The organism is Nocardioides sp. YR527 (assembly GCF_900101045.1).
In the GTDB taxonomy this organism is placed as follows: Bacteria; Actinomycetota; Actinomycetes; order Propionibacteriales; family Nocardioidaceae; genus Nocardioides.
The window spans coordinates 78,439-103,866 of record NZ_FNFN01000011.1; the positions used below are offsets into that span (position 1 = coordinate 78,439).

The window sequence follows — 25,428 nt, forward strand, 5'->3', positions numbered from 1 at the left end:
CTGCCAGACTCCGTCCATGACCAGTCCCACGATGACGCCCCCCGCGCTGACGAACGGTCAGCGCCTGGCTCGCTCCTATAAGGCCTGGGGTGTCTCCGCGCTGTTGAGCCTGGTGACGGTGCTGCCCGTCTACCTTGCCGTGACGAGCTCCGGGATCGAGCTGTCGCGGCTGGTGAGCGTGCCGGTGATGCTCGTCGTGGGGCTGATCGGGCCGGTCGTCGGAGCGTTCTTGAGCATGCGCGCCGGGCTGGGCCGGTTCTGCACCGGGGCCGCGTTCGTGATCATCGCGACCCCGATGACGAGCCTGCCGCTGCTGGCGATCCCGGCGTACGTCCTGGCGCCCTGGATCGCCGTGGCGATCAGCGAGGAGTCGGCGCCTCAGCGCCGGAACGGCTGACCGCTACCGCGCCGACGTGAGGGCCTCGCTGCTGACCTGGCCGACAGGTTCAACACCTTGCCGAAGTACCTCGCGTCCACGACGCTCACGGAGACCACCTGGAACGCCGAGGTGCGCCCCGGGGACGCCGTCGAGGCCGGCCTGCTCGACGAGCTCCACGTGAGCCTGTCCCCGTTCGTCGCCGGCTCCGGTGAGTCGCTGCTGACCGGCCTCGGCGCGACCGCGATGGACCTGCAGAACGTGACCGACCTCGGCAACGGTGCGGTCGTCCTCACGTACGCACTGATCCGGTAGCGCGCCAGGGACGACCTCGACTCACGGCTGCTCCTGTCGGCGCCTATGGCAGTGGGCGTGAGTTTGTGAATCGTTCACAAGCTCACGTCCACCGCCATAGGCAGGCGGGATGGTTCCTGGCGACCCGGCTACGCGCAGTCTGAGTATCCGTGCGGATGTGGCGACCTGCGGAGGTGGCCAGGCTCGATGGGTGAGCAGAGAACACCCCACTTGGTATGGCGACGTCATCCCTGCGTCTGGTGTGGTGGCTGCTCGCTGTTGCGCCGGGCATCGGCGCAGCAGTCGCCGCGATCCCGGGGGCTTCAGGGGCAGTGATCAGGCGGGGACGGGGTCCTTGGCGAGCCGGACGGGGAGGCGGTCGAGGCTGTAGACGACCGAGAGGTCGCGCCAGCCGAGGTCGCCGGGGTCGTCGGTGGCCATGGCCAGGTCGGGGAAGCGGCGGGCGAGGCCGGTGAGGGCGGCGCGGAGCTCCATTCGGGCGAGCTCGGCGCCGACGCAGCGGTGCATGCCGTGGCCGAAGGCGAAGTGCATCGTGTCGGCGTTGCGGAGGTCGAACTGCTCCGGCTTCGGGACCACCGCGGGGTCGCGGTTGGCGCCGGTCAGGCTGACCAGGACGACGGCGCCCTTCTTGATCGGTACGCCGAAGAGGTCGTGGTCCTCGCGGGCGAAGCGCGGGAACGCGAGCTGGACCGGGCACAGGTAGCGGAGCAGCTCCTCGACGACCTTGTCGACCTCGGCACGGTCGCCCGAGCGCAGGATCTCGTACGCCTCCGGGTTCTGCATCAGGACGTAGGCGCCCATGGAGAGCATCGAGGCGGAGGTCTCGTAGCCGCCGAGGAAGACGCCGTCGGCGAGGCCGCCGAGCTCGACGTCGTCGTACTCCGCGCCCTTGTTGCGGATGATCTCGCCGATCATGCCGTCGCCGGGGTTGGCGCGCTGCTGACGGACCTGCTCGATGAGGAACGTCCGGGTCTCGGTGGCGGCACCGAAGGCGCCCGCACCACCCTCGGAGAGATCGAAACGGGCCATGCCGAGCTTGTGGAACTCGTCGCGTACGTCCTCGGGCATGCCGAGCAGCTCACAGATCACCCGGAACGGGATCTCGAAGCCGAAGTGCTGGACCAGGTCGACCTCGGGGCCGTGGGCCTCCATGCCGTCGAGTGCGTCGGTGACGATCCGGTCGATCATCTCGTTGAGACGGCCGAGGCGGCGCATGGTGAACTCCGGGGTCAGCAGCCCGCGGAGCTTGGTGTGGTCGGGCGGGTCGGTCATGCCGAGGCCACCGATGCCCTCGGCGTCGGTGCGCTTGCGGGTGCCGAGCAGGTGGCGCATGTCGTTGGAGTAGGCGTTCTTGTCCGCCAGGACGTGCTTGGACTCGGCATGACCGGTGACCAGCACGATGTCGAGGCCGAGCACCGAGCCCAGCTTGGTGACCGGCGCCTGCTCGCGGCTCTCCGCGAGCATCGGGACCGGGTCGAGGCCGTCACGGCGCAGCGGGAAGGTCAGGTGCTCGGGGATCTTGCGCAGCGTGGTGATGTCGGGGATCGGCGACTCCTTGCCCCGCATCGCGAACTGCAGGGCAAGCTTGCGGACACGCTCCGTCACGGGTCGCGTCATCGATTTCACCTGGGCGGCAATCTGCATGCGGCCAGTCTGGACCATCGTCAAACCACGGTCATCAGGAATACCCCTGGTTTGACGATGTGTCTTGGATCACCCCTCAGGGTCGTCCCGGGATCACCCGTGGAGCACGGTCCTGAACAGCGCACACGTCTCCTCGATCGCCAGCTGCGCCGCCTGCGAGTGGTGGCCCATGGCGAAGAAGCCGTGGATGAGGCCGTCGCAGTGGTGGTAGGTCATCGGGACGCCCGAGCTCTCCAGCGCCTTGGCGTACGCGATGCCCTCGTCGCGCAGCGGATCGAACTCCGCGGTCACCACGACCGCCGGCGCCAGACCCTCCAGGGAGCCCTTGATCGGGCTCAGTCGCGGGTCGGCACGGTCGGCGTCGCCCACGTAGTGGTCGGAGAACCACTTCATCGTCGGCAGCTCGAGGAAGTAGCCGTGGCCGTTCTCGGCGTAGGAGGGGTAGCCGCTGGTCATGTCGGTCGCCGGGTAGATCAGCAGCTGGCCGGCGAGCTCGCGGCCCTCGTCGCGGAAGACCTGGGCGACCATGGCCGACAGGTTGCCGCCGGCACTGTCACCGGCGACCGCGACCCGGCCGTCGCCGCCGAGCGTCGCCGCGTTGTCGCTGACCCAGCGAGCGGCGGCCAGAGCGTCGTCGCAGGCAGCGGGGAACGGGTGCTCGGGGGCGAGCCGGTAGTCGACCGCGACGACCACGGCGTCACAGATGGTGGAGAGGTTGCGGGCCTGGTCCTCGTGGGTGTCGAGGTCGCCGACCACCCAACCGCCGCCGTGGAACATCACGATCGCGGGTAGTGGCCCCTCCGTGGCGGGCCGGTAGATGCGTACGTCCAGGTCGCCGGCCGGTCCCGGGATCACCGAGCTCTCCACCGATCCGACGGGTGGAAGCGGGATGCCCTCGCCCAGCGCGCGATAGAGCGCTCGCGCCGTCGGTGGGTCGAAGGACTCCAGGGGCTGGCCCTTCGCGAAGAGGGTGAGCAGGTCAGCGATCTGGCTGTCGAGCGGAGGCATGGCGACAGTAATATCGTTAATAGCCGAAATGTGTCGAGCGTCACGTTCTACTGATGGGACCGCTTTACGAATCCCAATGTGGAATAACCATTCGACACAGGTGCCAGACTGGACGGCTGTGGGACATGTGGACGTTGCTGGAGTGAGTTTCCAGCTGCCTGACGGACGGGTGCTGCTCGACGACGTCTCCTTCCGGGTGGGCGATGGCGCGAAGGTCGCACTGGTCGGCGCCAACGGCGCGGGGAAGACGACGCTGCTGCGGATCGTCATCGGCGAGCTGACCCCGACGACCGGATCCGTGGTGCGCTCGGGCGGCCTCGGGGTGATGCGGCAGATGGTCGGCAAGGGCTCCTCGACCGTAGGCGAGCTGCTGCTCTCGGTGGCGCCCGCGCGGGTGCGCGAGGCGGCGGCAGCCGTGGAGGCCTGCGAGCTGGAGCTGATGTCGTCGGAGGACGAGCGGCTGCAGATGCGCTATGCGACCGCGCTGTCCGAGTACGCCGACGCCGGCGGCTACGACATCGAGGTCGTCTGGGACGTGTGCACCATGGCCGGGCTCGGGGTGCCCTACGACCGGGCCCGCTACCGCTCCCTGGACACGCTCTCCGGCGGCGAGCAGAAGCGCCTGGTGCTCGAGTATCTGCTGCGCGGCCCCGACGAGGTGCTGTTGCTCGACGAGCCGGACAACTTCCTCGACGTGCCCGGCAAGATCTGGCTCGAGGAGCGCATCCGGGAGTCCCCGAAGACCATTCTCTACGTCAGCCACGACCGTGAGCTGCTGGACAACACCGCGACCAGGGTGGTCACGGTCGAGCTCGGTGCGTCCGGCGCCGGCAACAGCACGTGGACGCATCCTGGTGGGTTCGCCTCCTATCACGAGGCCCGCAAGGACCGGTTCCTGCGGTTCGAGGAGCAGCGCCGGCGCTGGGACGAGGAGCACGCCAAGATCAAGGCGCTGGTTCTGCGGCTGAAGGTCAAGTCGGAGTACAACGACGGGATGTCCAGCCAGTACAAGGCGGCCCAGACACGGCTCCGGAAGTTCGAGGAGGCCGGGCCGCCCGTCGAGCAGCCACGAGAGCAGGCGGTGCAGATGCGGCTGCGCGGCGGGCGCACCGGCAAGCGAGCGGTGGTCTGCGAGGCGCTCGAGCTCACCGGACTGATGCGCCCGTTCGACCTGGAGGTCTGGTACGGCGAGCGGGTCGCTGTGCTCGGCTCCAACGGCTCGGGTAAGTCCCATTTCCTGCGGCTGCTCGCCCGCGGCGGCACCGACCCGGACGTGGAGCACCGCCCGGTCGAGGACACTCCCATCGAGCCGGTCCGCCACCGTGGGAAGGCCAAGCTCGGCGCCCGCGTGCGGCCGGGCTGGTTCGTGCAGACCCATGCCCATCCGGAGCTGATGGGGCGTACGTTGCTCGACATCCTGCATCGCGGTGAGGCCACCCCTGACGGGCGTGGACGCTCGGGGATGGGCCGCGAGGCCGCCTCGCGGGTGCTCGACCGCTACGAGCTCGCGCACGCGGCGGAGCAGACCTTCGACTCGCTCTCCGGCGGGCAGCAGGCGCGCTTCCAGATCCTTCTGCTCGAGCTGAGCGGCGCCACCCTGCTGCTGCTCGACGAGCCGACCGACAACCTCGACGTCCAGTCCGCCGAGGCCCTCGAAGCCGGGCTGGAGTCGTTCGAGGGCACCGTCGTCGCGGTCACCCACGACCGCTGGTTCGCCCGTGGCTTCGACCGCTTCCTGGTCTACGGCGCCAACGGCGACGTCTACGAGTCACCGGAGCCGGTCTGGGACGAGACGAGAGTGGAGAGGTCCCGATGAGTGAGCTGGTGATCGAGCGCGTCGACCCGTTCGACGACGACGCCTTCGACGCGTGGTTCGACGTGATGACCGCGTCGTGGCTGGACGTACGCGGCCCCGACGCGGATCTGTGGGCGCGTGAGGAGCAGCGCGTCGAGCTGCGGCAGCAGTCCGAGAAGACCGACCGCCGCGCCTACGTCGGCCGGGTCGGTGACACGGCGGTCGCTGCCGCCTGGGTGGCCATGCCGCTGCTCGACAACCTGCACCGGGCGACGCTCGTGGTGGCCGTTCTGCCGACTCACCGGCGCCAGGGCCACGGCACCGGCCTGCTCGACCATGTCGAGGCGGAGGCTCGGTCCCAGGGGCGTACGTCGTTCACGGGTGAGGTCTGGTGGCCCTGGTCGCTCGGGTCCGGCGGCGAGGGATCACCGGGGCGGGACTTCGGGATCGCGCGGGGCTACGCGCCCGCCCTGGTGGAGGTACGCCGCCTGCTGCGGCTCCCGGTGCCGGACCACGTCCTCGACCGGCTGGCGGCGGAGGCCGCCGAGAAGCACGGCGACTACACGCTGCGGTCCTGGGTCGGCCGGGTGCCCGACGACATCGTCGAGAGCTGGGCGGTGCTCGACGCCAGCCTGGAGACCGAGGCGCCGACCGGCGACCTGGACGTCGAGGCGCTCGAACCCGACGTGGCGAGGGTGCGCGAGACCGAGGAGCTGGTCGCGGCCCAGAAGCGGACCCTCTACCACTCGGTGGCGGTGGACGCCGACGGCCGGGTGGTGGCCTACACGGTGATCGGCTACTCGAGCCTGGACGGCAACAGCTATCAGTGGGGCACCCTGGTCGAGGGTGCTCACCGGGGCCACCGGCTCGGGCTGGCGGTGAAGGTCGCCAATCTCCGACTGCTTCAGTCCGAGCGGCCGGAGGTGCCGACCCTGTCGACCTACAACGCCGAGGTCAACGCCCACATGATCCAGGTCAACGAGGCGATGGGCTTCGAGCCGGTCGAGTGGCTGTGCAGCATCCAGAAGCAGGTCACCTGAGGCGGGACGCGCACGAGCGCCTCATACCCGCGGGGACGGGCATGAGGCGCTCGGTCGTTGGCACCCCGCGGCGCTGAGGTTTCCGTCGGAAGCACCAGCGTCTTGCGGGGAGATCAGGTGGCGTCGGAGTCCAGGGTGATCTTGGCGCTCTGCTCCTTGCCGTCGCGGGACCAGGTCACCTCGACCTCGTCGCCGGGGCGGTAGGAGCGGACCGTGGCGACCAGGGAGTCGGAGCCATTGATCTGGTGCTCGTCGACCTTGGTGATCGTGTCGCCCTTCTTCAGGCCGGCCTTCTCGGCAGCGCTGTCCGCGGTGACGTCCTGAACGACGGCACCGGTGACGGCGGTCTGGCCGGACTGGGCGCCGGCGCTGTCGCCGACCGAGATCCCCATTCGGGCGTGGGTGGCCTCGTCGCCCGCCTTGAGCTGGTCGATGATCGGGAGCACCTCGTCGATCGGGATCGCGAAACCGAGACCGATGGAGCCGGCCTCCTCGCTCGAGGAGGAGTTGGACCTGATCGAGGCATTGATGCCGACCACGTTGCCGTTCATGTCGACCAGTGCCCCGCCGGAGTTGCCGGGGTTGATCGCGGCGTCGGTCTGGATGGCCGGGTAGACGGTCGCGTTGCCGGAGGAGTCGGACCCGACGTTGACCGGGCGGTCCAGGGCGCTGACGATGCCGGTGGTGACGGTCGAGTCCAGGCCGTACGGCGACCCGATCGCGACCACGTCCTGCCCGACCACGAGGTTGCTGGACTCGCCGATCGTGGCCGGGGTGAGGCCGGAGACGTTCTCGGCCTGGATCACGGCGGTGTCGGTGAGCGGGTCGGTGCCGACCACCTTGGCCGAGGCCGAGGTGCCGTCGCTGAAGTCGACGGTGATCGAGGAGCCCTGCTGATCCTGTCCCTGCTGCTCCTGCTGGTCCTGGTCGGGCGAGCCGGGGAAGCCGGGGTTGGTCTCCTGGGTGCTCTCGGAGGAGAGGTCGACGACGTGGTTGTTGGTCAGGATCAGGCCGTCGGAGGAGAGGATGATGCCCGAGCCCGAGCCGCTGCCCGCCTGGGTGGAGACCTCGATCTTGACGACCGAGGGCAGCACCTTGGCCGCCACCTTCTCGGCGGTGCCCTCAGGTGCGTCGCTGTCGACGACCTGGGAGCCGGTCGCCGAGCTGCCGCCGTTGCGGGCGCCGTCGTCCTGGGTCGAGTAGAACAGTGCCGCGCCACCGAAGCCGGCTCCGCCGCCGAGCACGAGGGCGCCGACGAGTGCCGTGGCAGCGAGCGTGGCCCGGCGCGCCTTGGGCTTGGGGGTCGTCGCGAGGGCCGCCGGAGGCGTCGACAGGACTGCGGTCGGAGCCACCCCGGGAGGCGGCGTGGTCGGAGCGGCGGGGGGCGGAGTCGTCGCGCTTGCGTCGGCGCCCGGGGGCGTCCACTGCGGCGGGGTCCCACCGGGCTGCTGCTGAGGAGTGGGTTCGGTCATGTCATTCAGTGTGCGCAACGTCGCTGTGAACCTGCTGAGACTGGGCTATGCGGTCTCGAAGAGATGCTTCAGGACCCGGCGAGGACGCCGACGACCGGGGCGAACGCCTCCATCAGTTCGTCGCCGACCAGGACGTAGGAGACGCCCAGCCGTTCCCGGCGCTCGCGGAGCTGGTCGGCCATCTCCTCGGCGGATCCGGTGACGACGCCGACGGCGCCCTTGGCAGCGAGCGCCGCGGGGTCGAGCCGGCCGGCCAGGTAGCGCGGAACGGTCTCGCCCACCGCCATCAGGTTCATGTTGAGCTCGGGAGCGGGGCGGTCGGCGGAGCGTACGTGGTCGATGGCCGCCAGCGCTTCCGGTTCCTCGGCGGAGAAGGGGATCCCGAGGGCGGCGACGTCGGCGTGCTCGCCCGCGATCCGCAGCATCCGTGGTCCGCCGCCGGCGATCAGGATCGGCACCTGCTGGGGTTCGGTCCCATAGGGCAGCACCGAGGCCTCGACAGCCCGGTGGTGGGGTCCGTCGACGGTGACGGTCTCACCGGCCAGGAGCCGCTTGATGATCCCGATGGACTCCACGAGCCGGTCCACGCGTACGCCGGGCGGGTCGAAGCCCAGCCCCAGCATCGCGTTCTCCCGGGCCGAGTCGGGCCGCCCGGCGCCGAGGCCCAGCTCGAAGCGGCCGCCCGCGAGCACGGAGAGCGTGGCCGACTCCTTGGCGACCTGGACGGGGTGGCGGAAGTCGTTGGCCAGGACGTACGTCCCGACGTGGAGCCTCGTGGTCACCGCCGCGGCGGCCGCCAGAGCCGGGAAGACGGCATGGCCGAAGGACACGTTGTCCGGCATGACGAGGGTGTCGTAGCCCGCGCTCTCGACACGGTGGGCGAGGTCGCTCCAGGCGGCGCCCGTGGGCGCCTGAGCCGCGACGACGCCGAAGCGGAAGGGTCTGGTCTCAGGTGTGGTGGTCATGCCTCCAGGCTGGTCCTGGCGGCGCGTGAGCGGATCCGCTCACCGGCGACCACGGCGTACGCAGATCCGCGCAGCCGCTATTCGCCCTCGATCCGCAGGGTCACCTGCTTGAGCAGGGCCGCCAGGTCCGTACGCCGCTCCGGACTCAGCGTCTCGAGCAGCCTGGTCTCGGCCTCGCCGCGCAGGTCCATCGCCCGTCGCCAGATCTCGATGCCCGCCTTGGTCGCCTCGACGCTGATCTTGCGACGGTCCTCCACCGATGTCGTACGCCGCACCCACCCGGCCTTCTCCATGCTGTCGAGCCGTCCCGTCATCCCGGCCGGACTGATGTCGAGGTCCTTGGCGAGGGTCGTGGGCGAGGCGTGGCCGGGGGTGTCGCGGATCATCAGCATGTGGAGCGTCTTGTACTCGAAGTCGGCCAGACCGACCTCGTTGGCCGCCGCCGCACGAGCATCGTCGAAGAACTTCGAGATGGAGCCGATCCGCACCGTGATCGCCTCGATCTCGTCGTCGAAGTCGACGTCGATCCAGTGGTCGCGCCACCGCGCGACGTGACGGTCGGCCCGGTCCTCCGGCAGCGCCTCGGGCGTGAGGACGATGCTCTCCGGCGTGGCACCGAGTCCGATTCCAGGCGTGGCCGGGAGGCTCCCGGGAAGGTCGGCGGAGTGGCGCATCTCGGGCATGTACAGATCCTAACTTCGGCACCGGTAATTCGCTGGCGAATAGTTCGCCAGCGAAGTAGATTCCGGGCATGACCACAACGCCAACGCCGACCAAGCGTCGTTCGCCGCTGCGGCACCGCAACTTCCGGCGGCTCGTGACCGGGACGGCGGCATCGTCGCTGGGCAACGCGATCACGCCGATCGCGCTGGCGTTCGCGGTGCTCGACCTCGGCGGGACCGTCACCCAGCTGGGCATCGTGGAGGCTGTCTTCGCGACCTGCCAGGTGGTGACCACGCTGGCCGGGGGAGTGCTCGGCGACCGGGTCTCGCGCAAGGTGATGATGGAGGGCACGGCCGCGATCAGTGCCGTGGTGGCCGGTGCGCTGGCCGCGACGGTGATCCTCGGGATCGCGACGATCCCCTCGATCGCGGTGATGGGTGGCCTCGCGGGCATCGTCGCCGCGCTCAACCAGCCCTCCGCGATGGCGATGACCAAGGTCGTCGTGCCGGCAGAGGATCTCGGTGCCGCCGTCTCGCTCCGTTCGCTGCTCCAGACCACCGCGTCGACCATCGGCTACGCCCTCGGCGGGGTGCTCGTCGCTGCCGTCGGCCCCGGCTGGGCGATCACCGTCGACGCGCTCACCTTCGCCGTCGCCGCCGTCGCCTACGCCGGCATGCGGGTGCCTCATGAACGACCGCCCCACAAGGCCTCGATGCTCGGCGACCTCGTCGAGGGATTCCGCGAGGTGATGCGGCACTCGTGGCTGTGGTTCCTCATCCTGCAGGCGCTGCTCTACCACCTGTTCTGGTCGGGGGCTCACAGCGTGCTCGGTCCGATCGTGGTCGGCGAGGGGATCGGCCGGGCGTCGTGGGGCTTCGCGCTGGCCGCGCTGATGGCGGGCTTCATCGTCGGCGGCCTGTTCTGCCTGAGGTTCCGCCCACGCCGGCTGCTCTCGGTCGGGGTGTTCTTCCTCGCGATGACCGGCCTCTTCCCGATCTCGATGGCGGTCTCGGACACGCTCTGGCCGATCCTGGTGGGCGCGTTCCTGCACGGGTTCGGGCTGCAGGTCTTCGACATCTTCTGGCAGATCGCGATCCAGCAGGAGATCCCCGAGGAGAAGCTCTCCCGGGTCTACTCCTTCGACATCGTCGGCTCGTTCGTCGCCCGCCCGCTCGGGCTCGCGCTGGTCGGCCCGGTCGCCGTCGCGGTGGGCTTCGACACCTGGCTGCTCGTGGTCGCCGCGGTGATCTCCGGCAGCGCCCTGATGTCGATCTCGTTCGCGGGCGTACGCCGTCTCGAGCGAGCGCCCGAGCAGGTCTAGAGCGGCAGGCCGAGCGCGACCAGGTCGCCGCGGAGCTGCTCGGCGTCGGTGAACTGGATCGCGTGCATGCCCAGCGCCGCGGCGGCGGCCACGTTGGCGGCGCTGTCGTCGATGAACACCAGCCGGTCCAACGGCATCCCGGCGCGCTCGGCGACGAGCTCGTAGATCGCCGGATCCGGCTTGGCCAGACGCACCTCACCGGAGACGACGACGTCGCCGAGCAGCTCGATCACGTCGTACGTCGCCGGAGCGTGCGGATAGAGCTCGGCCGACCAGTTGGTCAGTCCGAGCTGGGGGAACCCGACAGTGGCGAGCTCGCGGACCAGCTCATGGGTGCCGGGGACCGGCCCCAGCATGGAGAGCGGGAAGTTGTCGACGTACGCCGCTCCGGCGCTGAGCCACTCGGGCGCGTCGCCCTCGAGCGCGGCGAGTGCCTGCGCCCAGGTCCGTCCGGCGTCCTGGACGTGGTTCCACGACCGGAAGTCGTAGGACTCCAGGAACGCGCGGGCATCGGCGTCCCCGACTCCCGCCGCGATCGCAGGGAGCGGGTCCCAGCGGATCAGCACGTTCCCGAAATCCCAGACGACCCCATCCACCACAGCGGTGGACGGGGTCGGCATGTCGGGAACCGTCACGCCCAACGCACGTCGCGCGGGACGAAGGTGAGTCCGCGCTCGCCGGTGTAGATCTGCTTCGGACGGGCGATCTTCTGCTCCTTGTCCTGGACGAGCTCCAGCCACTGGGAGAGCCAGCCCGGCGTACGCCCGATGGCGAACAGCACGGTGAACATCTCCGGCGGGAACTCCAGGGCCTCGTAGATCAGGCCGGAGTAGAAGTCGACGTTGGGGTAGAGCTTGCGGGAGACGAAGTACTCGTCCTCCAGCGCGATCTTCTCCAGCTCCTGGGCGATGTCGAGGAGCGGGTTGGTGCCGGTCACCTCGAACACGTTGTAGGCCTGCTGCTTGATCAGCTTCGCGCGCGGGTCGTAGTTCTTGTAGACCCGGTGACCGAAGCCCATCAGCCGCTCGTTGCCGGCCTTGACGCCCTCGATGAAGGCGGGGATGTTCTCGACCTTGCCGATGCGGCGCAGCATCCGGAGCACGGCCTCGTTGGCGCCGCCGTGGAGCGGGCCGAAGAGGGCGCCGACGCCGGCGGCCACCGAGGAGTAGGGGTCGACCTGGGTCGAGCCGACCGAGCGCACCGCGTTGGCGGAGGCGTTCTGCTCGTGGTCGGCGTGCAGGATGAAGAGCGTGTCCAGCGCCTTGGCGATGCGCTCGTCCGGTGCGTACTTCGACTCGCTCATCTTGAAGAGCATCGAGAGGAAGTTGCCGGTGTAGGACAGGTCGTTGTCCGGGTAGACGTACGGCTTGCCCTGCGCGTGCCGGAACGCCCAGGCACCGAGCGTCGGCATCTTGGCGATCAGCCGGATGATCTGCAGGCGACGGTTGTCGGGGTCGGAGATGTTCGCGGCGTCCGGGTAGAACGTCGACATCGCACCGACCGACGCCATGAGCATGCCCATCGGGTGGGCGTCATAGCGGAAGCCCTGCATGAACTCCTTGATGTTCTCGTGCACGAACGTGTGGTAGGTGATCTCGTGCACCCACGCGTCGTACTCCTCCTTGGTCGGCAGGTCGCCGTGGACCAGGAGGTAGGAGACCTCGAGGAAGTTGGACTTCTCCGCGAGCTGCTCGATGGGATAGCCGCGATACTCGAGCACACCCTTGTCGCCGTCGATATAGGTGACGGAGGAGCGGCACGAGGCCGTGTTGACGAAGCCGGGGTCGTAGACTGCCAGGCCGGGGTTGTCCTCGTTGGCCTTGATCTTCCCCAGGTCGGCGGCGCGGATGGTGCCGTCGGTGATCGGGATGTCGTACTCCACCCCGGTGCGGTTGTCACGCACTGTTAGAGATTCGGTCACGATCAGCAACGGTAACCCTCTTGAAATCCCGTACGTAACTCGGCGTCCCACCCATTGGCCGATTTCGACTCAGAGTCGGAACCTGTCCCGTGCCGGTTTGGTGTCGCCGGACGGCTCGTCGTCGCCGAACCGGGTCAGCGCATCGCGCAGCCGATGAAGGTCGAGAGCGGTCTGCACCGACCGCTCGTTGAGGGTGTCGTCCTCTCCTCGGAGCGCACGCAACGCATCCTGGACCTCGGTCTCGCTCGGCTCCCCGGTCATGGGGACATAATCTAGGTGGCTTGTTCAAGGAGTGCGACCGTGGGTTGCGATGTGCCATGGATTCCGGGGTGGCAGTTTTCTGACAGCCCGGCCGAGCAGCATGGACGTGATGCTGCGGATTCACTTCACCTACGAGGATCTCGCTCGGGTCAGGATCGCCGATCGACCCGATGCGCTCTGGGAGGTGCTGCTCAGCCTGCATGTCCTCCAGACGCGCGGGCGTGCCGTGGAGCTGATGCCCTGGCGTAGGCAGACGCTGCGCTCTCTGCCACGAGACGTGGTGTGCCGGCTCGCCGAGATCGCGCCACCGCGCGGCATCTCTCCGGATTTCATGACGCCGTCGGGCGGCGCGCACGGGTTCGGCGACGGGATGGAGATCGCGTTGCGTACGCCGAAGTCCACGATCTCCACGCAGATCGCCGCCATGGCGAGCCAGCGCCGGCTGACCCCGTGGGTCGAAGCCGTGCGTCGCGCGGACGGATCGGCGCTGCGTACGTTGGGGCGGGCGGTGGCGATCTATCACGAGGGCGCGATCGCGCCGGTGTGGAGCTCGTTGACGGCCGTGGTCGAGGCGGACCGGCAGGTGCGCGCCCTGCAGATGTCCGGTGGCGGCCTCGAGGCCGTGCTGGCGGGCATTCCCGGCTGTCGCTGGCGGGCGCCGGTGCTGGAGATCGCCAACTACACCGACGCCGAGGTGCACCTCGAGGGTCGCGGGCTCCTGCTCCAGCCGTCCTACTTCTGCGAGCCGGAGGCCCCCATCAAGCTGTGCGACCCCGGTCCGGATCCGATGCTGGTCTATCCCACCGCCAAGCCGGCCACCGGGCTCACGGCCGAGTCGGCCTCGGGGGAGTCGTGCGAGGCGCCTGACCGGCCGCTGATCGCCCTGCTGGGGCGCACCCGGGCCGCGGCGCTCGCAGCGGTCCGCACGGGGTGCTCGACCGGTGAGCTGGCCCGCCGCTGCCAGATCTCGGTCGGCTCCGCCAGCCAGCAGGCGACCATCCTGCGCGAAGGCGGACTCATCACCACCCGGCGCGAGGGCAACTCGGTCCGTCACGAGATCACCAGGCTCGGGGTTCAGGTGCTGAGCGGGGCATCGTCGTCCTGATACACCTTTCGGCCCTCGCCAAAAAAGTTTCGGAGAAGGGCTGCCTGATCGGACCCTCGGAGGGTCATTCCTCCACATCCGATCTCATCGGAAAACCTCATCTGAAAGGCAGTCTCATGATCAAGCGATTCTTGGCCGCGGCGGCACTCGCGATGGCGGTCACCAGCATCTCCTCCGGCGCCATCGCGGCGGAGGGCGGAAGCGTGGACAAGGCGGCGAAGGGCGCCGGTACGACCGAGGGCGTGGTCGCGGCGGCGGTGTCGCCGTCGGTCTCGCCGGCGGCGGAGAAGGTCATCTACAAGTCACGCGGGCTGGTCGACTACAGCTGTCCGTCTGAGCGACTGTGTGTCGACGTGTGGGACCCGACTCGCGGCACGTACAAGATCTTCCAGTTCTGGCAGTGCCAGACGCATGCGCTGACCGCTTTCCTCGAGAGCCCCGGGTACCCGGAGATCGTGAACAACCAGACCCAGGGAACCGTGACACGCTTCCTGAACAGCTCGCGTGCGGAGCTGAAGGACGAGCGGTCGGTCGCGAAGCACGGCCGGCGCCCCATCGGCTGGGACCCGATCTACTACATCGACGTCTGCTGACCCGATAGGGCCGGCAGGCCGAGCATGACGGGCGATCTCAACCTCGAGGTCGCCCGTTCTGCGTCGCCGCCTCCTGGCCGGTGCCGTGAGCCACCCGCCACAGCAGCACCGCGACGGCCGCGCGCTGCCGTCCCCGACCCTTCATGGGGGCATAGCCGAGCTGACCGCTCAGCCAGGTCAGCCGCTCCTGCAGCGTCGAGTGGTGCACGTGGAGCAGCGCGGCCGACTGCCTCAGGCTCGGCTGGTCGAGCACCGCGTGGAGCGTGTCCACGACCCACGGATGGCCGGCGAGCAGCTCCTCCAGACGGCGTACGTCACCCACCGCCGCCGCTTCGTCCGCACTGATCCGCTCGGCGATGACGGCGAGTGCCCCGAGGTCGTCGTAGCAGACCACGGCGGGCGCGAGACCGCCGACGTCGGCGGCCAGCCTGAGGGCCGTGCGCGCCTGCTCCAGCGCGGTCGGCAGCCGGAGCGGGTCGGGAGCGACGGCCGCGCCTGCGCGGATGCCGTCCGGGATGGTGGGCGTGCCGGGGAGCAGCGCGACGACCAGGTCACCGACGCTGCTGACCAGCGTCGCGCGCAGGTTGGCCGAGGTGCTCAGGACGAGGGTGACGGGCCCGGTCAGGCCGAGCCGGGCGACCGCGTCACGCCGGTCCGCGTCGGTCGCATCGGGGTCGCACGCGATCCGGACCAGCCCGCTGGTCGAGGGATCGGACGAGCCGGTGCTGAGCGCCTGCAGCGCGCGGGCGGCCCGCTCGAGGATGAGCGCGTCGAGCGGGCCGTCGTCGCCGGCACGCTCCAGCCAGAGCCAGGAGCCGGGCTGGCCGGGGACGGGCTCGTGGCGCCACTCGCCCGCGTCCTTGCCGGTCAGGGTCCGGCCGTCGGGTGTGAACCGTTTGACCACTGCCCTCGCGGCGTCGTGGAGGCCGGCGGTGGAACCGGCCAGGGCCGCGGCGGCGCGTACGACCGCCGCGGTCGAGGCCCGCTCGTCCACGAGGCGGTCGAAGTGGTCGATGACGCGCAGCGCACTGGCCGTGTCGTCATCGACGACCTCGAGCTTGCCGATCAGATCTCGCACCTGAACCTCCCCTGCCTACTCTCGCCCACCGGAGGCGAGCGGGCCAGTGGATCAGCCCTCGAGCGCCCTGCGGACGAACTCGTCGCGGGTCGCGATCGAGGCGCGCGAGACGGCGGCGTGGCCGGCCATCATGTCGAACCCGTGGAAGCCGCCGCCCCACATGTGGAGGTCGACGCTGACACCGGCCTCCGAGAGCCGCCGCGCGTAGGACAGCGTCTCGTCGCGGAACGTCTCCGCCGAGCCGGTGTCGATGTAGGTGCGGGGGAGACCGGTGAGGTCCTCGGCGCGTGCGGGAGCTGCGTACGGGGAGACGTCGGGGCCGCCTCGACGATCGCCGAGCAGCGCGGTCCAGCCGAACAGGTTGGCACCGCGGTCCCACACGCCCTCGTCGTCGAGCATGCGGCTGCTGTGGGTCTCGAAGCGGTCGTCGAGCATCGGGCAGATGAGGATCTGGTGGGTCAGCTTCGGGAAGGCGCGGTCGCGGGCGAGCAGCGCGGTGCCGGCCGCGAGGCCGCCACCCGCGCTGGCGCCCGCGATCAGGATCCGCTCGGGGTCGACGCCGATCTCGGCCGCGTTCTTGGCGGTCCAGACCAGGCCGGCGTAGCAGTCCTCCACGGGCGCGGGGTCGGGATGCTCCGGGGCGAGGCGGTATTCCACCGAGACGACCACGGCGTTGCCGTCGGCGACCTGCGAGAGGAAGGGCTCCACGCCGAGGCGGCGGTTGCCGATGATCATGCCGCCGCCGTGGGTGTGGTAGATCGCCGGTCGCGCAGGACCCTCGACGGCGGGGCTCAGGATCAGCAGGGTGATGTCGGGTGCGCCCTCGGGGCCGGGCACCTGACGTTCCTCGACCCGGACGGCGCCGCCGACGGTCAGGTCCACCGGCTCCATGCCGGGGAAGCCCTCGTCGGTCTGCTGCCGCATCTCCGCCAGGTTCTCCTCGGTGAAGGCCGGGAGGTGCTGGCGGACCATCTCGAGCACCGGGGTCAGCTCGGCGTCGAACGGTGGTCGGGTAGGGGTGTCGGGGAAGATCTGGTCGCTGGTCATCGGGGGTCACTCCTTCATGAGCTGGGGGTGGACCCAGCCTCCCCCCGGTGCCGGTGGACACGGTACCCGGCCTGTGGCGGGAATCACACCGGCACCTCCCGCCATCCGGCGGGCCGGGCGGTGGGAGAAACCGATGTGCGGTCGAGGGGTACGCCGGGGGAGAATGGGTGACCTCATGTCCTCCGACCAGCCTGCCGCCGTCTCCGTGGCGATCACCTATCCCGCCGAGCTTCCGGTCACCCAGCGCCGTGAGGACATCGCGGCGGCCATCCGTGACCACCAGGTCGTGATCGTCGCCGGTGAGACCGGGTCGGGGAAGACGACCCAGCTGCCCAAGATCTGCCTGGAGCTCGGGCGCGGGTCGGCCGGGTTGATCGGCCACACCCAGCCCCGCCGGATCGCGGCGCGGTCGGTGGCGGAGCGGATCGCCTCCGAGCTCGGCACCGAGCTCGGGGACCTGGTCGGCTACCAGGTGCGGTTCATGGACAAGTCATCCAAGGCCTCCCGGATCAAGCTGATGACCGACGGCATCCTGCTCGCCGAGCTGCAGCGCGACCGCGACCTGCGGAAGTACGACACGATCATCATCGACGAGGCCCACGAGCGGTCGCTCAACATCGACTTCCTGCTGGGCTATCTGCGCCGGCTGCTGCCGCGACGCCCGGACCTGAAGCTGATCATCACCTCGGCGACGATCGATCCGGAGCGGTTCGCGGCCCACTTCTCGGATGTGCGGACGGGCGCGCCCGCGCCGATCATCGAGGTCTCCGGGCGCACCTACCCGGTCGAGGTCCGCTACCGGCCGCTGATGGAGCTCTCCGAGGAAGACGAAGAGGGCGAGGTCGTCGTCCGCGACCAGACCGAGGCCATCGTCGACGCGGTCAAGGAGCTCTCGGCCGAGGGGCCGGGCGACGTCCTCGTCTTCCTGCCGGGTGAGCGGGAGATCCGCGACGCCGCCGATGCCCTGGGCGATGCGCTGGGGCTGAACCGCGGCCGCCCCTCGACCGGTCTCGTGGAGATCGTCCCGCTCTTCTCCCGGCTCTCGGCCGCCGACCAGCACCGGGTCTTCTCGCCCCACACCGGCCGTCGGATCGTGCTCGCGACCAACGTCGCCGAGACCTCGCTGACGGTCCCCGGGATCAAGTACGTCGTCGACACCGGTGTCGCGCGCATCTCCCGCTACTCCGCCCGCACCAAGGTGCAGCGGCTGCCCATCGAGCCGATCTCACAGGCCTCGGCCAACCAGCGGTCGGGACGTACGGGGCGGGTCGAGGCGGGCATCGCGATCCGGCTCTACTCCGAGGAGGACTTCGAGGGACGCCCGGAGTTCACCGACCCCGAGATCCTCCGCACCAACCTCGCTTCGGTCATTCTCCAGATGGCCTCCCTCGGGCTGGGCGACATCGCCCGGTTCCCGTTCGTGGAGGCGCCGGACCGGCGCAACATCACCGCCGGCGTACAGCTCCTCGAGGAGCTCGGCGCGATGCGCGGGCAGCGGCTGACCAAGCTGGGCCGTCGGCTCGCCAGGCTGCCGATCGACCCGCGGCTGGCGCGGATGGTGCTCGAGGCCGAGCGGCTCGGCTGCGTACGCGACGTCATCGTCGTCGCCGCCGCGCTCTCGCTCCAGGACCCGCGCGAGCGGCCGGGGCAGGACCACCCCAAGGAGCAGGCGCAGGCCGACCAGCTGCACGCCCGGTTCAAGGACGAGACCTCCGACTTCCTGACCTGGCTCAACCTGTGGCGCTATCTGAAGCAGCAGCAGCACGAGCTCTCCTCCAGCGCGTTCCGGCGGCTGTGCAAGCGGGAGTTCCTGCACTACGTACGCGTCCGGGAGTGGCAGGACCTGGAGTCGCAGCTGCGCCAGGTGTGCCGGGAGATGAAGATCGACCTCGGCAAGGGACACCGCGACGTCATCGAGGCCTGCGCCGAGGACAGCGCCGAGGACAGTGGCGACAAGGCGGTCTACGACGCCGACGGCATCCACCAGGCGCTGCTCTCGGGGCTGCTCTCGCACATCGGGGCGCTGGAGGAGCGGGACAAGAAGGCCGACGCCGCTGCGGGGCGCGACCGGCGGCGGCCGGGGCCGCGGGAGTACGAGGGCGCCCGCGGGGCGAAGTTCGCGATCTTCCCGGGCTCGGTCCTGCACCGGAAGAACCCGCAGTTCGTGATGTCCGCGGAGCTGGTGGAGACCTCCCGGCTCTGGGCCCGGCAGAACGCCTCGATCAAGCCCGAGTGGGCCGAGCGACTCGGCCGTGACCTGGTCAAACGCACCTACTCCGAGCCTGTGTGGTCGCAGAAGCGGGCCTCGGTGATGGCGCGGGAGAAGGTGACCCTCTACGGCGTGCCGCTGGTCGCCGACCGTCCCGTCGCCTTCGGCAAGATCGATCCCGAGCTCTCCCGTGAGCTCTTCATCCGGCACGCGCTGGTCTACGGGGAGTGGCGTACGAATCACCGCTTCCTCCGCGACAACGCGAAGCTGATGGAGGAGGCCGAGGAGCTCGAGCACCGCGCCCGGCGCCGCGACATCGTGGTCGACGAGCACGCCCTCTTCGACTTCTACGACCGCCGGCTTCCGGCCGACATCGTCTCGGGTGCCCACTTCGACCAGTGGTGGAAGTCAGCGCGCCGGGAGAGTCCGGATCTGCTCGCCTTCGATCTCTCGATGCTCACCAACGACGCCGCCGGTGAGGTGACCGAGAGCGACTTCCCGGCCGAGTGGGACGCAGGGCCGCTCACCTTCTCGCTGAGCTACCAGTTCGAACCGGGTGCGGCTGACGACGGCCTGACGATCGATGTGCCGGTGGCGACGCTGAACCGCGTCGGCGCCGACGACTTCTCCTGGCTGGTGCCGGGGTTGCGGGAGGAGCTGGTGACCGCGCTGATCCGGTCGCTGCCCAAGCCGCTGCGGGTCAGCTTCGTGCCGGCGCCCGACAAGGCGCGCGCGTTCCTGAAGGAGACGCCGCCGGGGGAGGAGCCGCTGCTGATCGCCCTGGAGCGCTGGGCGCGCTCGACCGCTGGCGTGCACATCCCCCGCGAGGCCTGGGACTGGGAGAAGGTGCCCGAGCACCTGCGGCCGACCTACCGGGTCGTCGGCGAGGACGGTCGCGAGACGGCCCGCGGCAAGGACCTGGACGCGCTCAAGGCCCCGCTCGAGGGCGAGTTCGAGGCCGCGATCGCCGAGGTCGCCGCCTCGGCCGGCCACACCCGCACCGGCGAGACCTCGTGGGTCTTCGGGGCGATCGAGGCCACGGTGACGGAGAAGCGCGCCGGGCACGAGGTCACCGTCTTCCCGTGCCTCTCCGACGAGGGCGCGACGGTCGGTCTCGTCGTCGCCGGATCCGCCGAGGAGGCCGAGGCTCGTCACCGTCTCGGTGTCGTACGTCTGCTGCTCCTGGCGCTGCCCGACGTCACCAAGCAGGTCGTCGACGGGCTCTCCACCATGGAGAAGCTCGCCCTGGCCGGGTCGCCCTACCCCAGCGCCGCCGAGCTCATGGAGGACTGCCGCGCCGCCGTCGTCCGCCAGGTGGTCGACGCCCGTCCGCTGCCGCGGACCCAGGAGACGTACGCCGCAGTCCTGGCCGCCGCCGGCACGCCGGCCGACCTGGTCGCGGCCGTCCGGGCGGTCCTGGCCGACGTGATGCGGGCGCTCGAGGCCTATCGCGAGACCGACAAGGCGCTCTCCGGCCGGGCCGACATGTTCCAGCTTCCCGCGCTGACCGACATGAAGGACCAGCTCGCCCGGCTGGTGCACCGTGGGTTCGTCGCGGAGGCGGGCACCCAGCAGATCCGGCGGTATCCGACCTATCTGAAGGCCATCGTCGAACGCCGCCGCAAGCTCGACGCCGACCTGCGCGCCGACCGGACGACCCACGACCGGATCGCGTCGCTCCAGGACGCGTATCTGCACCAGGTCGAGGCGCTGGCCGAGGGCCGGCCGCCCGGGCCGCGGCTGCGGCAGGTGCGGTGGATGCTCGAGGAGTACCGCGTCCAGCTCTGGGCCCAGCATCTCGGCACCGCCGAGAAGGTCTCCGACGCCCGGATCCGCAAGCTGCTCGGCTGACCGACCCGTCCGGTCAGGATGCGTCCGACGGCGACGATGGCTACGCTCGTAGGGATGCCCAGAGAGTTTCATTCGCCGATGCGTCCCGGGGACGGCTTCTTCGACTCCCTCCTCGGGGGCGACGACCCTGCCCTGGTGCAGGAGGCGGCCGACGCGGCGGCGACGGCGCTCGTCCGTGGGGCCCGGGACAGCGACGACCCCGCGGTCGCCGAGCGGATCCTCCATCTGGCCGAGTCCGAGGGCATCGAGACGATCGCGGAGGTCTGGTCGAACTCGCCGGCCGAGTCGCTGGCCGGCTGCCTGTGGCGGCTCTTCCTGCTCCGCAGCTGGGTCTACGCCGACCCGGTCGGCGCCGCGCGCGAGTTCGACGCCGGCCGGGCGAAGGCGCAGGTCGCGCAGGTCGTGGCCGGTGTCGCGGAGCCCCCAGGCCCGGAGGAGCTCAAGGCGATGGTCGACGAGGTGCTGCGCGGCATCGCCGGCAGCGACTTCGCCGTGGTTCTCCTCCGCGCCGCGGCGTTCTCCCGCGTCATCGCCGCCGGCCGGGCGGCCCTGGACCCGGACGCGGCCGCCAAGGACGTACGCAACATGCTGCAGCTCTCCGAACAGCTCGAGGCCGCGGGACATGCCGAGCTGGAGCAGCGGCTGACCTGAGGTCGCCCCGCCGGTGCGGTAGCCTCCTGCTCGCTTTGATGTGGCTGAGGTTGGCCGCACCGTTACACTGGTGCCCGAACACGTCGGGCTGCGGCAGCCCCGGGTCCCAACTTCAGCCGCTTCGAGCGGCCTTGCGCCGTGAGGCGCTCCCGGTCCGGCGTGTTCTTTACTTTTCTCTGGAGCTGAGATGACTGACGACCAGCGCGCGAGCGCCATCTCCTACGACCCCGAGATCGGCGACGGCAACGCCGATCCCGGCGAGGTCGTCTGGGGGTGGGTGCCCTACGAGGACGACGAGACCCAGGGCAAGGACCGACCGGTTCTCGTGATCGGGCAGAAGGCCGACGTACTTCTCTGCCTGATGCTGACCAGCAAGGACCACGATCGTGACGAGGCCCAGGAGGCCCGGTACGGTCGGCACTGGATGGATGTCGGCACCGGCGGCTGGGATCGCGAGGGCCGGCCCTCGGAGGTTCGTCTGGACCGGCTGATCCGGATGGACCCCGCCGACGTACGCCGTGAGGGCGATGCGCTGGCCAAGGAGATCTTCGATGATGTGATCAAGGCCGCACGCGAGCACCTCGCCTGAGGCGGTTCTGGAGCCTCCTTCTCAGGAAGTGTCCAGGTACGTATCGTAAAGTGAATCGCTGGTAAACCGGGTCTGTGGTTCCATCACAGACCCGGTCCTGGTGTTGAGATGGAGGAAATGGTGCGGCGCACGCGGCTGGCAACGGCGCTTCTGGTGGCGGTTCTCTCGGCGTCCCTCGTCGCCTGCGGTGGTGAGCCGGCCTCGAAGCCCTCGCCGAGCGCCGCGACGAAGGCGCCGGCCAAGGTGAAGCTCGTCTTCGGGGTCTCTGGCCACAAGACGCTGGTCGACACCTACAAGCAGCTGGCCGCCGAATACACCCAAGGCGTCCCGAACGTCACCGTCGAGGTGAAGTCCTGGCCGACCGCCGACCAGCTCACCGCGGCGGTCAACAGCGGCGAGAAGGTCGACGTGGTGCTCACCCCGCGTGCCGACGTCGCGATGTTCGCCGAGGACAAGCGGATCCAGCCCGTCGACACCCTGCTCGAGGCCCGCAACGTCGACTTCGGGGACAAGTACTCCCGCGAGGCGATGGAGGACTTCTCCGTCGAGCGCCGCCTCGAGTGCATGCCCTACTCGGTCTCGCCGCAGGTCGTCTACGTCAACACCGGTCTGATCGACTTCGACGCCATGAAGGAGGAGGGCCTCCCGACCCCCAGCGTCCGGGCCGACGGCTCCCTGCGTGGCTGGACCCTCGAGCAGTTCAGCTCGGCGATGACCTACGCCACCGAGCACCACAAGGGTGTCCGCGGCACCTACGTGGAGCAGAACCTCTCCGCGCTGATGCCCTGGCTCGCCGGTGCCGGCGCGACCCTCTTCGACGACCCGCTGGTGCCGACGTCCACCGCGCTGGAGGACTCGGCCGGGGCGTACGAGGATCTGGTCGAGGCGTTGACCCAGCCCAACGTGCTGGCCACCGCGAAGGAGCTCAACGGGCGCACCCCGTTCCAGGCCTTCAAGCAGGGTCGCCTGGTGGCGCTGGCCGGTGACCGTTCGCTGGTCTCGGACCTTCGGGCGACCGACGCGACGGAGTGGGACGTGATGCCGATGCCGGGTGGCAACGGCACCACCGGCGACTACGCCGGACTGTGCATGGGCTCGGAGACCGCCGACCCCGACGCCACCGCCGACTTCCTCACCTACCTCATCTCGACCGAGTCGGTCGTGAAGATGGTCCGCACCGGCCACTTCGTGCCGGTCAACTCCGAGGTCGGCTACGCCCCGGTCTTCACCCAGCCCGAGCGCAACCCCAAGAACGCCCGGATCTTCACCGACACCGTGCGCGACATGCAGGTCCTCCCCGAGGCCACCCAGCTCGCCCAGCTCCAGAAGGTCGCCGCCGTCGCCGTCCGAGGCTCGTTCGCGGTCGCCGAGCCCGAGCAGGTCGAGGGCTACGCGGTCCAGATCGACGAGCTCTCCAAGACCGTCTTCCCCCAGCCCACGCCGCCGGCCTCCCCGTCCCCCTCCATCTCGCCCAGCTCTTAGCTGCCGAGGCGTCACGTACGTCGGTCGAGAAGTCGGCCCGGTCGGTCGAGCCGTCACGGCGATGCCGCTTCGGCCGTCCTTGGTGACGCTTCGGCCGACGTACGTGACGCCTCGGCCTGCGGGGGTGACGCCTCGCTCAGTTCGCCTCGGCGTGGAGGACTGCGTCGGTGAGGAGCGGGGCGGTGAGGGCGATCTGCCAGCCGCGGGCGCCGAAGCCGGAGAGGATCTCGATGATGCCGTCGAGCAGGGCGCCGGGGTCGCGGGTCTTCGGGGGCGTCCACATGGCGCGGCGCAGGAAGTCGGGAGTGAGCAGGTTCTCGGCGGGCAGGTTGCGCGCCTCGGCGAGGGCGTTGACGGACTCACGCGCCAGCGTGAGCCGACGGGCGGCCACGGGGTCCTTGTCGGCCCAGGCGCGGGGCGGGGGAGGGCCGTCCGAGCGCGGCGACCGCACCGGGAGCTCGTCCTCCTCCATCGTGACCGCGCGGTTGAGCGCCTTCACCCAGGAGGTCGCGTAGCGCTCGGCGCCTCGGCCGTGGAAGCCCTTCAGCCCGAGCAGCGCGGCCTTGTCCTGCGGGAGGTCCTGCGCGGCGGCGACGATCGCGGCGTCGGGAATGATCCGGCTCGGGGTGACGTCGCGCTGCTGCGCGATCCGGTCACGCTCGGTCCACAGCTCACGCACCGCGGCCAGGCCGCGGCGGCCGCGGACGCGGTGCATGCCGGAGGTGCGTCGCCAGGCATCGGTACGCACCGGCGCCTCGAACCCGCGCAGCCAGTCGAACTCCTGGCGGGCCCAGGTGTCCTTGCCCTGCGCGACGAGCTCGTCAGCCAGCGCGTCGCGCAGCTCGACGAGCACCTCGACGTCGAGCGCGGCGTACTCCAGCCAGGCGTCCGGCAGCGGCCGGGTCGACCAGTCGGCCGCGGAGTGTTCCTTGAGCATGGTGAAGCCCAGCACCGTCTCGACCAGGGTGCCGAGCCCGACGCGTGGATAGCCCAGCAGCCGGCCGGCGAGCTCGGTGTCGAACAGGACGGAGGGGTGCAGGCCGAGGTCGCTGAGACAGGGAAGGTCCTGGGTGGCGGCGTGCAGGATCCAGTCGGTGCCCTCGAGGGCGTCGATCAGCGGCTGCATCGTGGTCAGCTCGATCGGGTCGATCAGCCAGATCCCGGAGCCTTCGCGGCGCAGCTGGATCAGGTAGGCGCGGTTGGAGTAGCGGTAGCCCGAGGCGCGCTCGGCATCGATCCCGACCGGGCCCGAGCCGGCGGCGATGGCCGCGGCGGCCTTGACCAGGCCCTCGTCGGTGTCGGTCACCGGAGGCAGCCCGTCGCGCAGGGTCAACAGTGGGGCCGGAGCAGCATCTTCTGGTGTGTCCGGCCCCGTCTCGGCCTCGGTGTTCTCTTCGATCACGCGCCTCGCTGCCCTCGCCGGCTCGGCATGACGGTGACGCCCTCCGGCACCGGAGGGAGCCCCGCGGCCGTGCAGAGCAGCTCGCCCCAGGCTTCGGTGTGTGGTCGCAGGTCAAGGTCGCCCGAGGCCGTCCCCACCGGCGTCCAGGAGGCACGGATCTCGATCTGGGCGGTGCCGTCCTCGTCGGCCATCCCGCCGTAGGACTCGGTGGCGACGCGGGTCACGGTGCCGGCGGCGGCGACGTGCGAGGCGCCGTGACCGGACAGTGCGTCGAGGAGCCAGGACCAGCCGACCTCACCCAGCAGCGGGTCGCTGATGTGCTCGACGTCGATATCGGCCCGCGCGTAGGCCACCAGGCGGAACGTGCCAGGCAGTCCGTGCACCGTGCCCCAGGCGTCGTTGCCGTCGGGGTCGTGCAGCAGGATCAGCCGTCCGGTCGCCACGTCGACGTCGCCGACGGTCACATCTGCCGACAGCGCCGCGGCGTACGGAGCGATCCGCTGCGGCGCCGGCATCTCCTCGGCCAGCACCTCGGGCCGGAAGGTCGCGGCGCGCATTCCTTCCGCGGCGGACCGGAACACGGCTGGACCGCTCTCCGGTCCCGCGGCGGGACGCGACTCTCCACGGACGACCATGTGAA

23 protein-coding genes are annotated in these 25,428 nt (G+C 70.2%); 11 read left to right on the forward strand and 12 right to left on the reverse strand.

The window, feature by feature from the left end; genetic code table 11:
• Window positions 1-16 precede the first annotated feature (16 nt).
• Window positions 17-397, forward strand: a complete 381-nt coding sequence (locus tag BLT25_RS26660) for a hypothetical protein (RefSeq protein WP_143033877.1) — start codon at window positions 17-19, stop codon at window positions 395-397.
• Between the two features lie 57 nt (window positions 398-454).
• On the forward strand, window positions 455-691 hold the full coding sequence (locus tag BLT25_RS26665) for a dihydrofolate reductase family protein (protein WP_091052429.1): 237 nt from the start codon (window positions 455-457) through the stop codon (window positions 689-691).
• Between the two features lie 315 nt (window positions 692-1,006).
• Here BLT25_RS26665 and BLT25_RS26670 read toward each other — a convergent pair whose 3' ends face one another.
• On the reverse strand, window positions 1,007-2,308 hold the full coding sequence (locus BLT25_RS26670) for a cytochrome P450 (protein ID WP_091052566.1): 1,302 nt from the start codon (window positions 2,306-2,308) through the stop codon (window positions 1,007-1,009).
• A 120-nt stretch (window positions 2,309-2,428) separates the two neighbouring features.
• Window positions 2,429-3,343 carry an alpha/beta hydrolase gene (locus BLT25_RS26675; RefSeq protein WP_091052431.1) on the reverse strand — a complete coding sequence of 305 codons (915 nt, stop codon included), beginning with the start codon at window positions 3,341-3,343 and terminating at the stop codon, window positions 2,429-2,431.
• 118 nt (window positions 3,344-3,461) lie between these two features.
• On the opposite strand from BLT25_RS26675, the gene BLT25_RS26680 reads away from it, so the two are divergent.
• Together BLT25_RS26680 and BLT25_RS26685 are read left to right on the forward strand one after the other, a co-directional pair.
• Window positions 3,462-5,159 carry an ABC-F family ATP-binding cassette domain-containing protein gene (locus BLT25_RS26680; protein ID WP_091052432.1) on the forward strand — a complete coding sequence of 566 codons (1,698 nt, stop codon included), beginning with the start codon at window positions 3,462-3,464 and terminating at the stop codon, window positions 5,157-5,159.
• Window positions 5,156-6,178 carry a GNAT family N-acetyltransferase gene (locus tag BLT25_RS26685; RefSeq protein ID WP_091052434.1) on the forward strand — a complete coding sequence of 341 codons (1,023 nt, stop codon included), beginning with the start codon at window positions 5,156-5,158 and terminating at the stop codon, window positions 6,176-6,178. Before BLT25_RS26680 ends, BLT25_RS26685 begins: the two co-directional genes overlap by 4 nt.
• Before the next feature lie 113 nt (window positions 6,179-6,291).
• Here BLT25_RS26685 and BLT25_RS26690 read toward each other — a convergent pair whose 3' ends face one another.
• The 3 genes from BLT25_RS26690 to BLT25_RS26700 form a co-directional block, all read right to left on the reverse strand.
• Entirely contained in the window at window positions 6,292-7,650 is a 1,359-nt protein-coding gene (locus tag BLT25_RS26690) for a S1C family serine protease (protein ID WP_091052435.1), read from the reverse strand.
• A gap of 68 nt (window positions 7,651-7,718) precedes the next feature.
• Window positions 7,719-8,615, reverse strand: a complete 897-nt coding sequence (locus BLT25_RS26695) for a TIGR03621 family F420-dependent LLM class oxidoreductase (protein ID WP_091052437.1) — start codon at window positions 8,613-8,615, stop codon at window positions 7,719-7,721.
• Window positions 8,616-8,692: 77 nt separating this feature from the next.
• A complete protein-coding gene (locus tag BLT25_RS26700) occupies window positions 8,693-9,298 on the reverse strand; it encodes a MarR family winged helix-turn-helix transcriptional regulator (protein WP_256328810.1) in 606 nt (201 codons plus the stop codon).
• A 68-nt stretch (window positions 9,299-9,366) separates the two neighbouring features.
• Between BLT25_RS26700 and BLT25_RS26705 the strand changes: the two genes are divergently transcribed.
• Complete coding sequence (locus tag BLT25_RS26705; RefSeq protein ID WP_091052439.1) at window positions 9,367-10,599, forward strand: MFS transporter; 1,233 nt, start codon at window positions 9,367-9,369, stop codon at window positions 10,597-10,599.
• Here the strand turns inward: BLT25_RS26705 and BLT25_RS26710 are convergent.
• The 3 genes from BLT25_RS26710 to BLT25_RS26720 all read right to left on the reverse strand — a co-directional run bounded on the left by BLT25_RS26710 (window position 10,596) and on the right by BLT25_RS26720 (window position 12,781).
• Complete coding sequence (locus BLT25_RS26710) at window positions 10,596-11,219, reverse strand: HAD-IA family hydrolase (RefSeq protein WP_256328811.1); 624 nt, start codon at window positions 11,217-11,219, stop codon at window positions 10,596-10,598. The genes BLT25_RS26705 and BLT25_RS26710 overlap by 4 nt on opposite strands.
• 11 nt (window positions 11,220-11,230) lie before the next feature.
• Complete coding sequence (locus BLT25_RS26715; RefSeq protein WP_256328812.1) at window positions 11,231-12,502, reverse strand: citrate synthase; 1,272 nt, start codon at window positions 12,500-12,502, stop codon at window positions 11,231-11,233.
• 87 nt (window positions 12,503-12,589) lie between these two features.
• Window positions 12,590-12,781: a hypothetical protein gene (locus BLT25_RS26720; RefSeq protein ID WP_091052443.1), complete on the reverse strand. Its 192-nt coding sequence runs from the start codon at window positions 12,779-12,781 to the stop codon at window positions 12,590-12,592.
• 109 nt (window positions 12,782-12,890) lie between these two features.
• On the opposite strand from BLT25_RS26720, the gene BLT25_RS26725 reads away from it, so the two are divergent.
• Together BLT25_RS26725 and BLT25_RS26730 are read left to right on the forward strand one after the other, a co-directional pair.
• Window positions 12,891-13,886 carry an ArsR/SmtB family transcription factor gene (locus BLT25_RS26725; protein WP_176884306.1) on the forward strand — a complete coding sequence of 332 codons (996 nt, stop codon included), beginning with the start codon at window positions 12,891-12,893 and terminating at the stop codon, window positions 13,884-13,886.
• A 116-nt stretch (window positions 13,887-14,002) separates the two neighbouring features.
• On the forward strand, window positions 14,003-14,479 hold the full coding sequence (locus tag BLT25_RS26730; RefSeq protein WP_091052446.1) for a hypothetical protein: 477 nt from the start codon (window positions 14,003-14,005) through the stop codon (window positions 14,477-14,479).
• Window positions 14,480-14,516: 37 nt separating this feature from the next.
• Here BLT25_RS26730 and BLT25_RS26735 read toward each other — a convergent pair whose 3' ends face one another.
• A complete protein-coding gene (locus BLT25_RS26735) occupies window positions 14,517-15,557 on the reverse strand; it encodes a helix-turn-helix domain-containing protein (RefSeq protein WP_091052448.1) in 1,041 nt (346 codons plus the stop codon).
• Between the two features lie 51 nt (window positions 15,558-15,608).
• Window positions 15,609-16,604, reverse strand: coding sequence for an alpha/beta hydrolase (locus BLT25_RS26740; RefSeq protein ID WP_091052449.1), 996 nt, complete (start codon window positions 16,602-16,604; stop codon window positions 15,609-15,611).
• Window positions 16,605-16,779: 175 nt separating this feature from the next.
• Here BLT25_RS26740 and hrpA point away from each other — a divergent pair, with 175 nt between their 5' ends.
• The 4 genes from hrpA (at window position 16,780) to BLT25_RS26760 (ending at window position 23,386) form a co-directional block, all read left to right on the forward strand.
• Window positions 16,780-20,664 (forward strand): ATP-dependent RNA helicase HrpA, encoded by a 3,885-nt coding sequence (gene hrpA / locus BLT25_RS26745; RefSeq protein WP_256328813.1) that lies wholly within the window; start codon window positions 16,780-16,782, stop codon window positions 20,662-20,664.
• A 54-nt stretch (window positions 20,665-20,718) separates the two neighbouring features.
• Window positions 20,719-21,315 (forward strand): hypothetical protein, encoded by a 597-nt coding sequence (locus BLT25_RS26750; RefSeq protein WP_256328814.1) that lies wholly within the window; start codon window positions 20,719-20,721, stop codon window positions 21,313-21,315.
• Between the two features lie 187 nt (window positions 21,316-21,502).
• Window positions 21,503-21,904 (forward strand): type II toxin-antitoxin system PemK/MazF family toxin, encoded by a 402-nt coding sequence (locus BLT25_RS26755; protein WP_091052454.1) that lies wholly within the window; start codon window positions 21,503-21,505, stop codon window positions 21,902-21,904.
• A gap of 120 nt (window positions 21,905-22,024) precedes the next feature.
• On the forward strand, window positions 22,025-23,386 hold the full coding sequence (locus BLT25_RS26760) for an ABC transporter substrate-binding protein (protein ID WP_176884309.1): 1,362 nt from the start codon (window positions 22,025-22,027) through the stop codon (window positions 23,384-23,386).
• A 136-nt stretch (window positions 23,387-23,522) separates the two neighbouring features.
• On the opposite strand, the gene BLT25_RS26765 is transcribed toward BLT25_RS26760, so the two are convergent.
• The gene (locus tag BLT25_RS26765; protein ID WP_091052457.1) at window positions 23,523-24,788 is read right to left on the reverse strand and encodes an HRDC domain-containing protein; all 1,266 of its coding nucleotides are present in this window, start codon (window positions 24,786-24,788) and stop codon (window positions 23,523-23,525) included.
• Window positions 24,785-25,423 (reverse strand): DUF3000 domain-containing protein, encoded by a 639-nt coding sequence (locus BLT25_RS26770; RefSeq protein WP_091052459.1) that lies wholly within the window; start codon window positions 25,421-25,423, stop codon window positions 24,785-24,787. The genes BLT25_RS26765 and BLT25_RS26770 overlap by 4 nt, the downstream gene beginning before the upstream one ends.
• Window positions 25,424-25,428: the final 5 nt, after the last annotated feature.

Bases quoted from the DNA above. Each gene is read 5' to 3' on its own strand.
- BLT25_RS26770 (WP_091052459.1), bottom strand. From the start codon at position 25,423: ATGGTCGTCCGTGGAGAGTCGCGTCCCGCCGCGGGACCGGAGAGCGGT.
- BLT25_RS26660 (WP_143033877.1), top strand. From the start codon at position 17: ATGACCAGTCCCACGATGACGCCCCCCGCGCTGACGAACGGTCAGCGC.
- BLT25_RS26730 (WP_091052446.1), top strand. From the start codon at position 14,003: ATGATCAAGCGATTCTTGGCCGCGGCGGCACTCGCGATGGCGGTCACC.
- hrpA (WP_256328813.1), top strand. From the start codon at position 16,780: ATGTCCTCCGACCAGCCTGCCGCCGTCTCCGTGGCGATCACCTATCCC.
- BLT25_RS26725 (WP_176884306.1), top strand. From the start codon at position 12,891: ATGCTGCGGATTCACTTCACCTACGAGGATCTCGCTCGGGTCAGGATC.
- BLT25_RS26695 (WP_091052437.1), bottom strand. From the start codon at position 8,615: ATGACCACCACACCTGAGACCAGACCCTTCCGCTTCGGCGTCGTCGCG.
- BLT25_RS26710 (WP_256328811.1), bottom strand. From the start codon at position 11,219: ATGCCGACCCCGTCCACCGCTGTGGTGGATGGGGTCGTCTGGGATTTC.
- BLT25_RS26690 (WP_091052435.1), bottom strand. From the start codon at position 7,650: ATGACCGAACCCACTCCTCAGCAGCAGCCCGGTGGGACCCCGCCGCAG.
- BLT25_RS26700 (WP_256328810.1), bottom strand. From the start codon at position 9,298: ATGCCCGAGATGCGCCACTCCGCCGACCTTCCCGGGAGCCTCCCGGCC.
- BLT25_RS26740 (WP_091052449.1), bottom strand. From the start codon at position 16,604: ATGACCAGCGACCAGATCTTCCCCGACACCCCTACCCGACCACCGTTC.
- BLT25_RS26720 (WP_091052443.1), bottom strand. From the start codon at position 12,781: ATGACCGGGGAGCCGAGCGAGACCGAGGTCCAGGATGCGTTGCGTGCG.
- BLT25_RS26750 (WP_256328814.1), top strand. From the start codon at position 20,719: ATGCCCAGAGAGTTTCATTCGCCGATGCGTCCCGGGGACGGCTTCTTC.
- BLT25_RS26670 (WP_091052566.1), bottom strand. From the start codon at position 2,308: ATGACGCGACCCGTGACGGAGCGTGTCCGCAAGCTTGCCCTGCAGTTC.
- BLT25_RS26755 (WP_091052454.1), top strand. From the start codon at position 21,503: ATGACTGACGACCAGCGCGCGAGCGCCATCTCCTACGACCCCGAGATC.
- BLT25_RS26675 (WP_091052431.1), bottom strand. From the start codon at position 3,343: ATGCCTCCGCTCGACAGCCAGATCGCTGACCTGCTCACCCTCTTCGCG.
- BLT25_RS26705 (WP_091052439.1), top strand. From the start codon at position 9,367: ATGACCACAACGCCAACGCCGACCAAGCGTCGTTCGCCGCTGCGGCAC.
- BLT25_RS26685 (WP_091052434.1), top strand. From the start codon at position 5,156: ATGAGTGAGCTGGTGATCGAGCGCGTCGACCCGTTCGACGACGACGCC.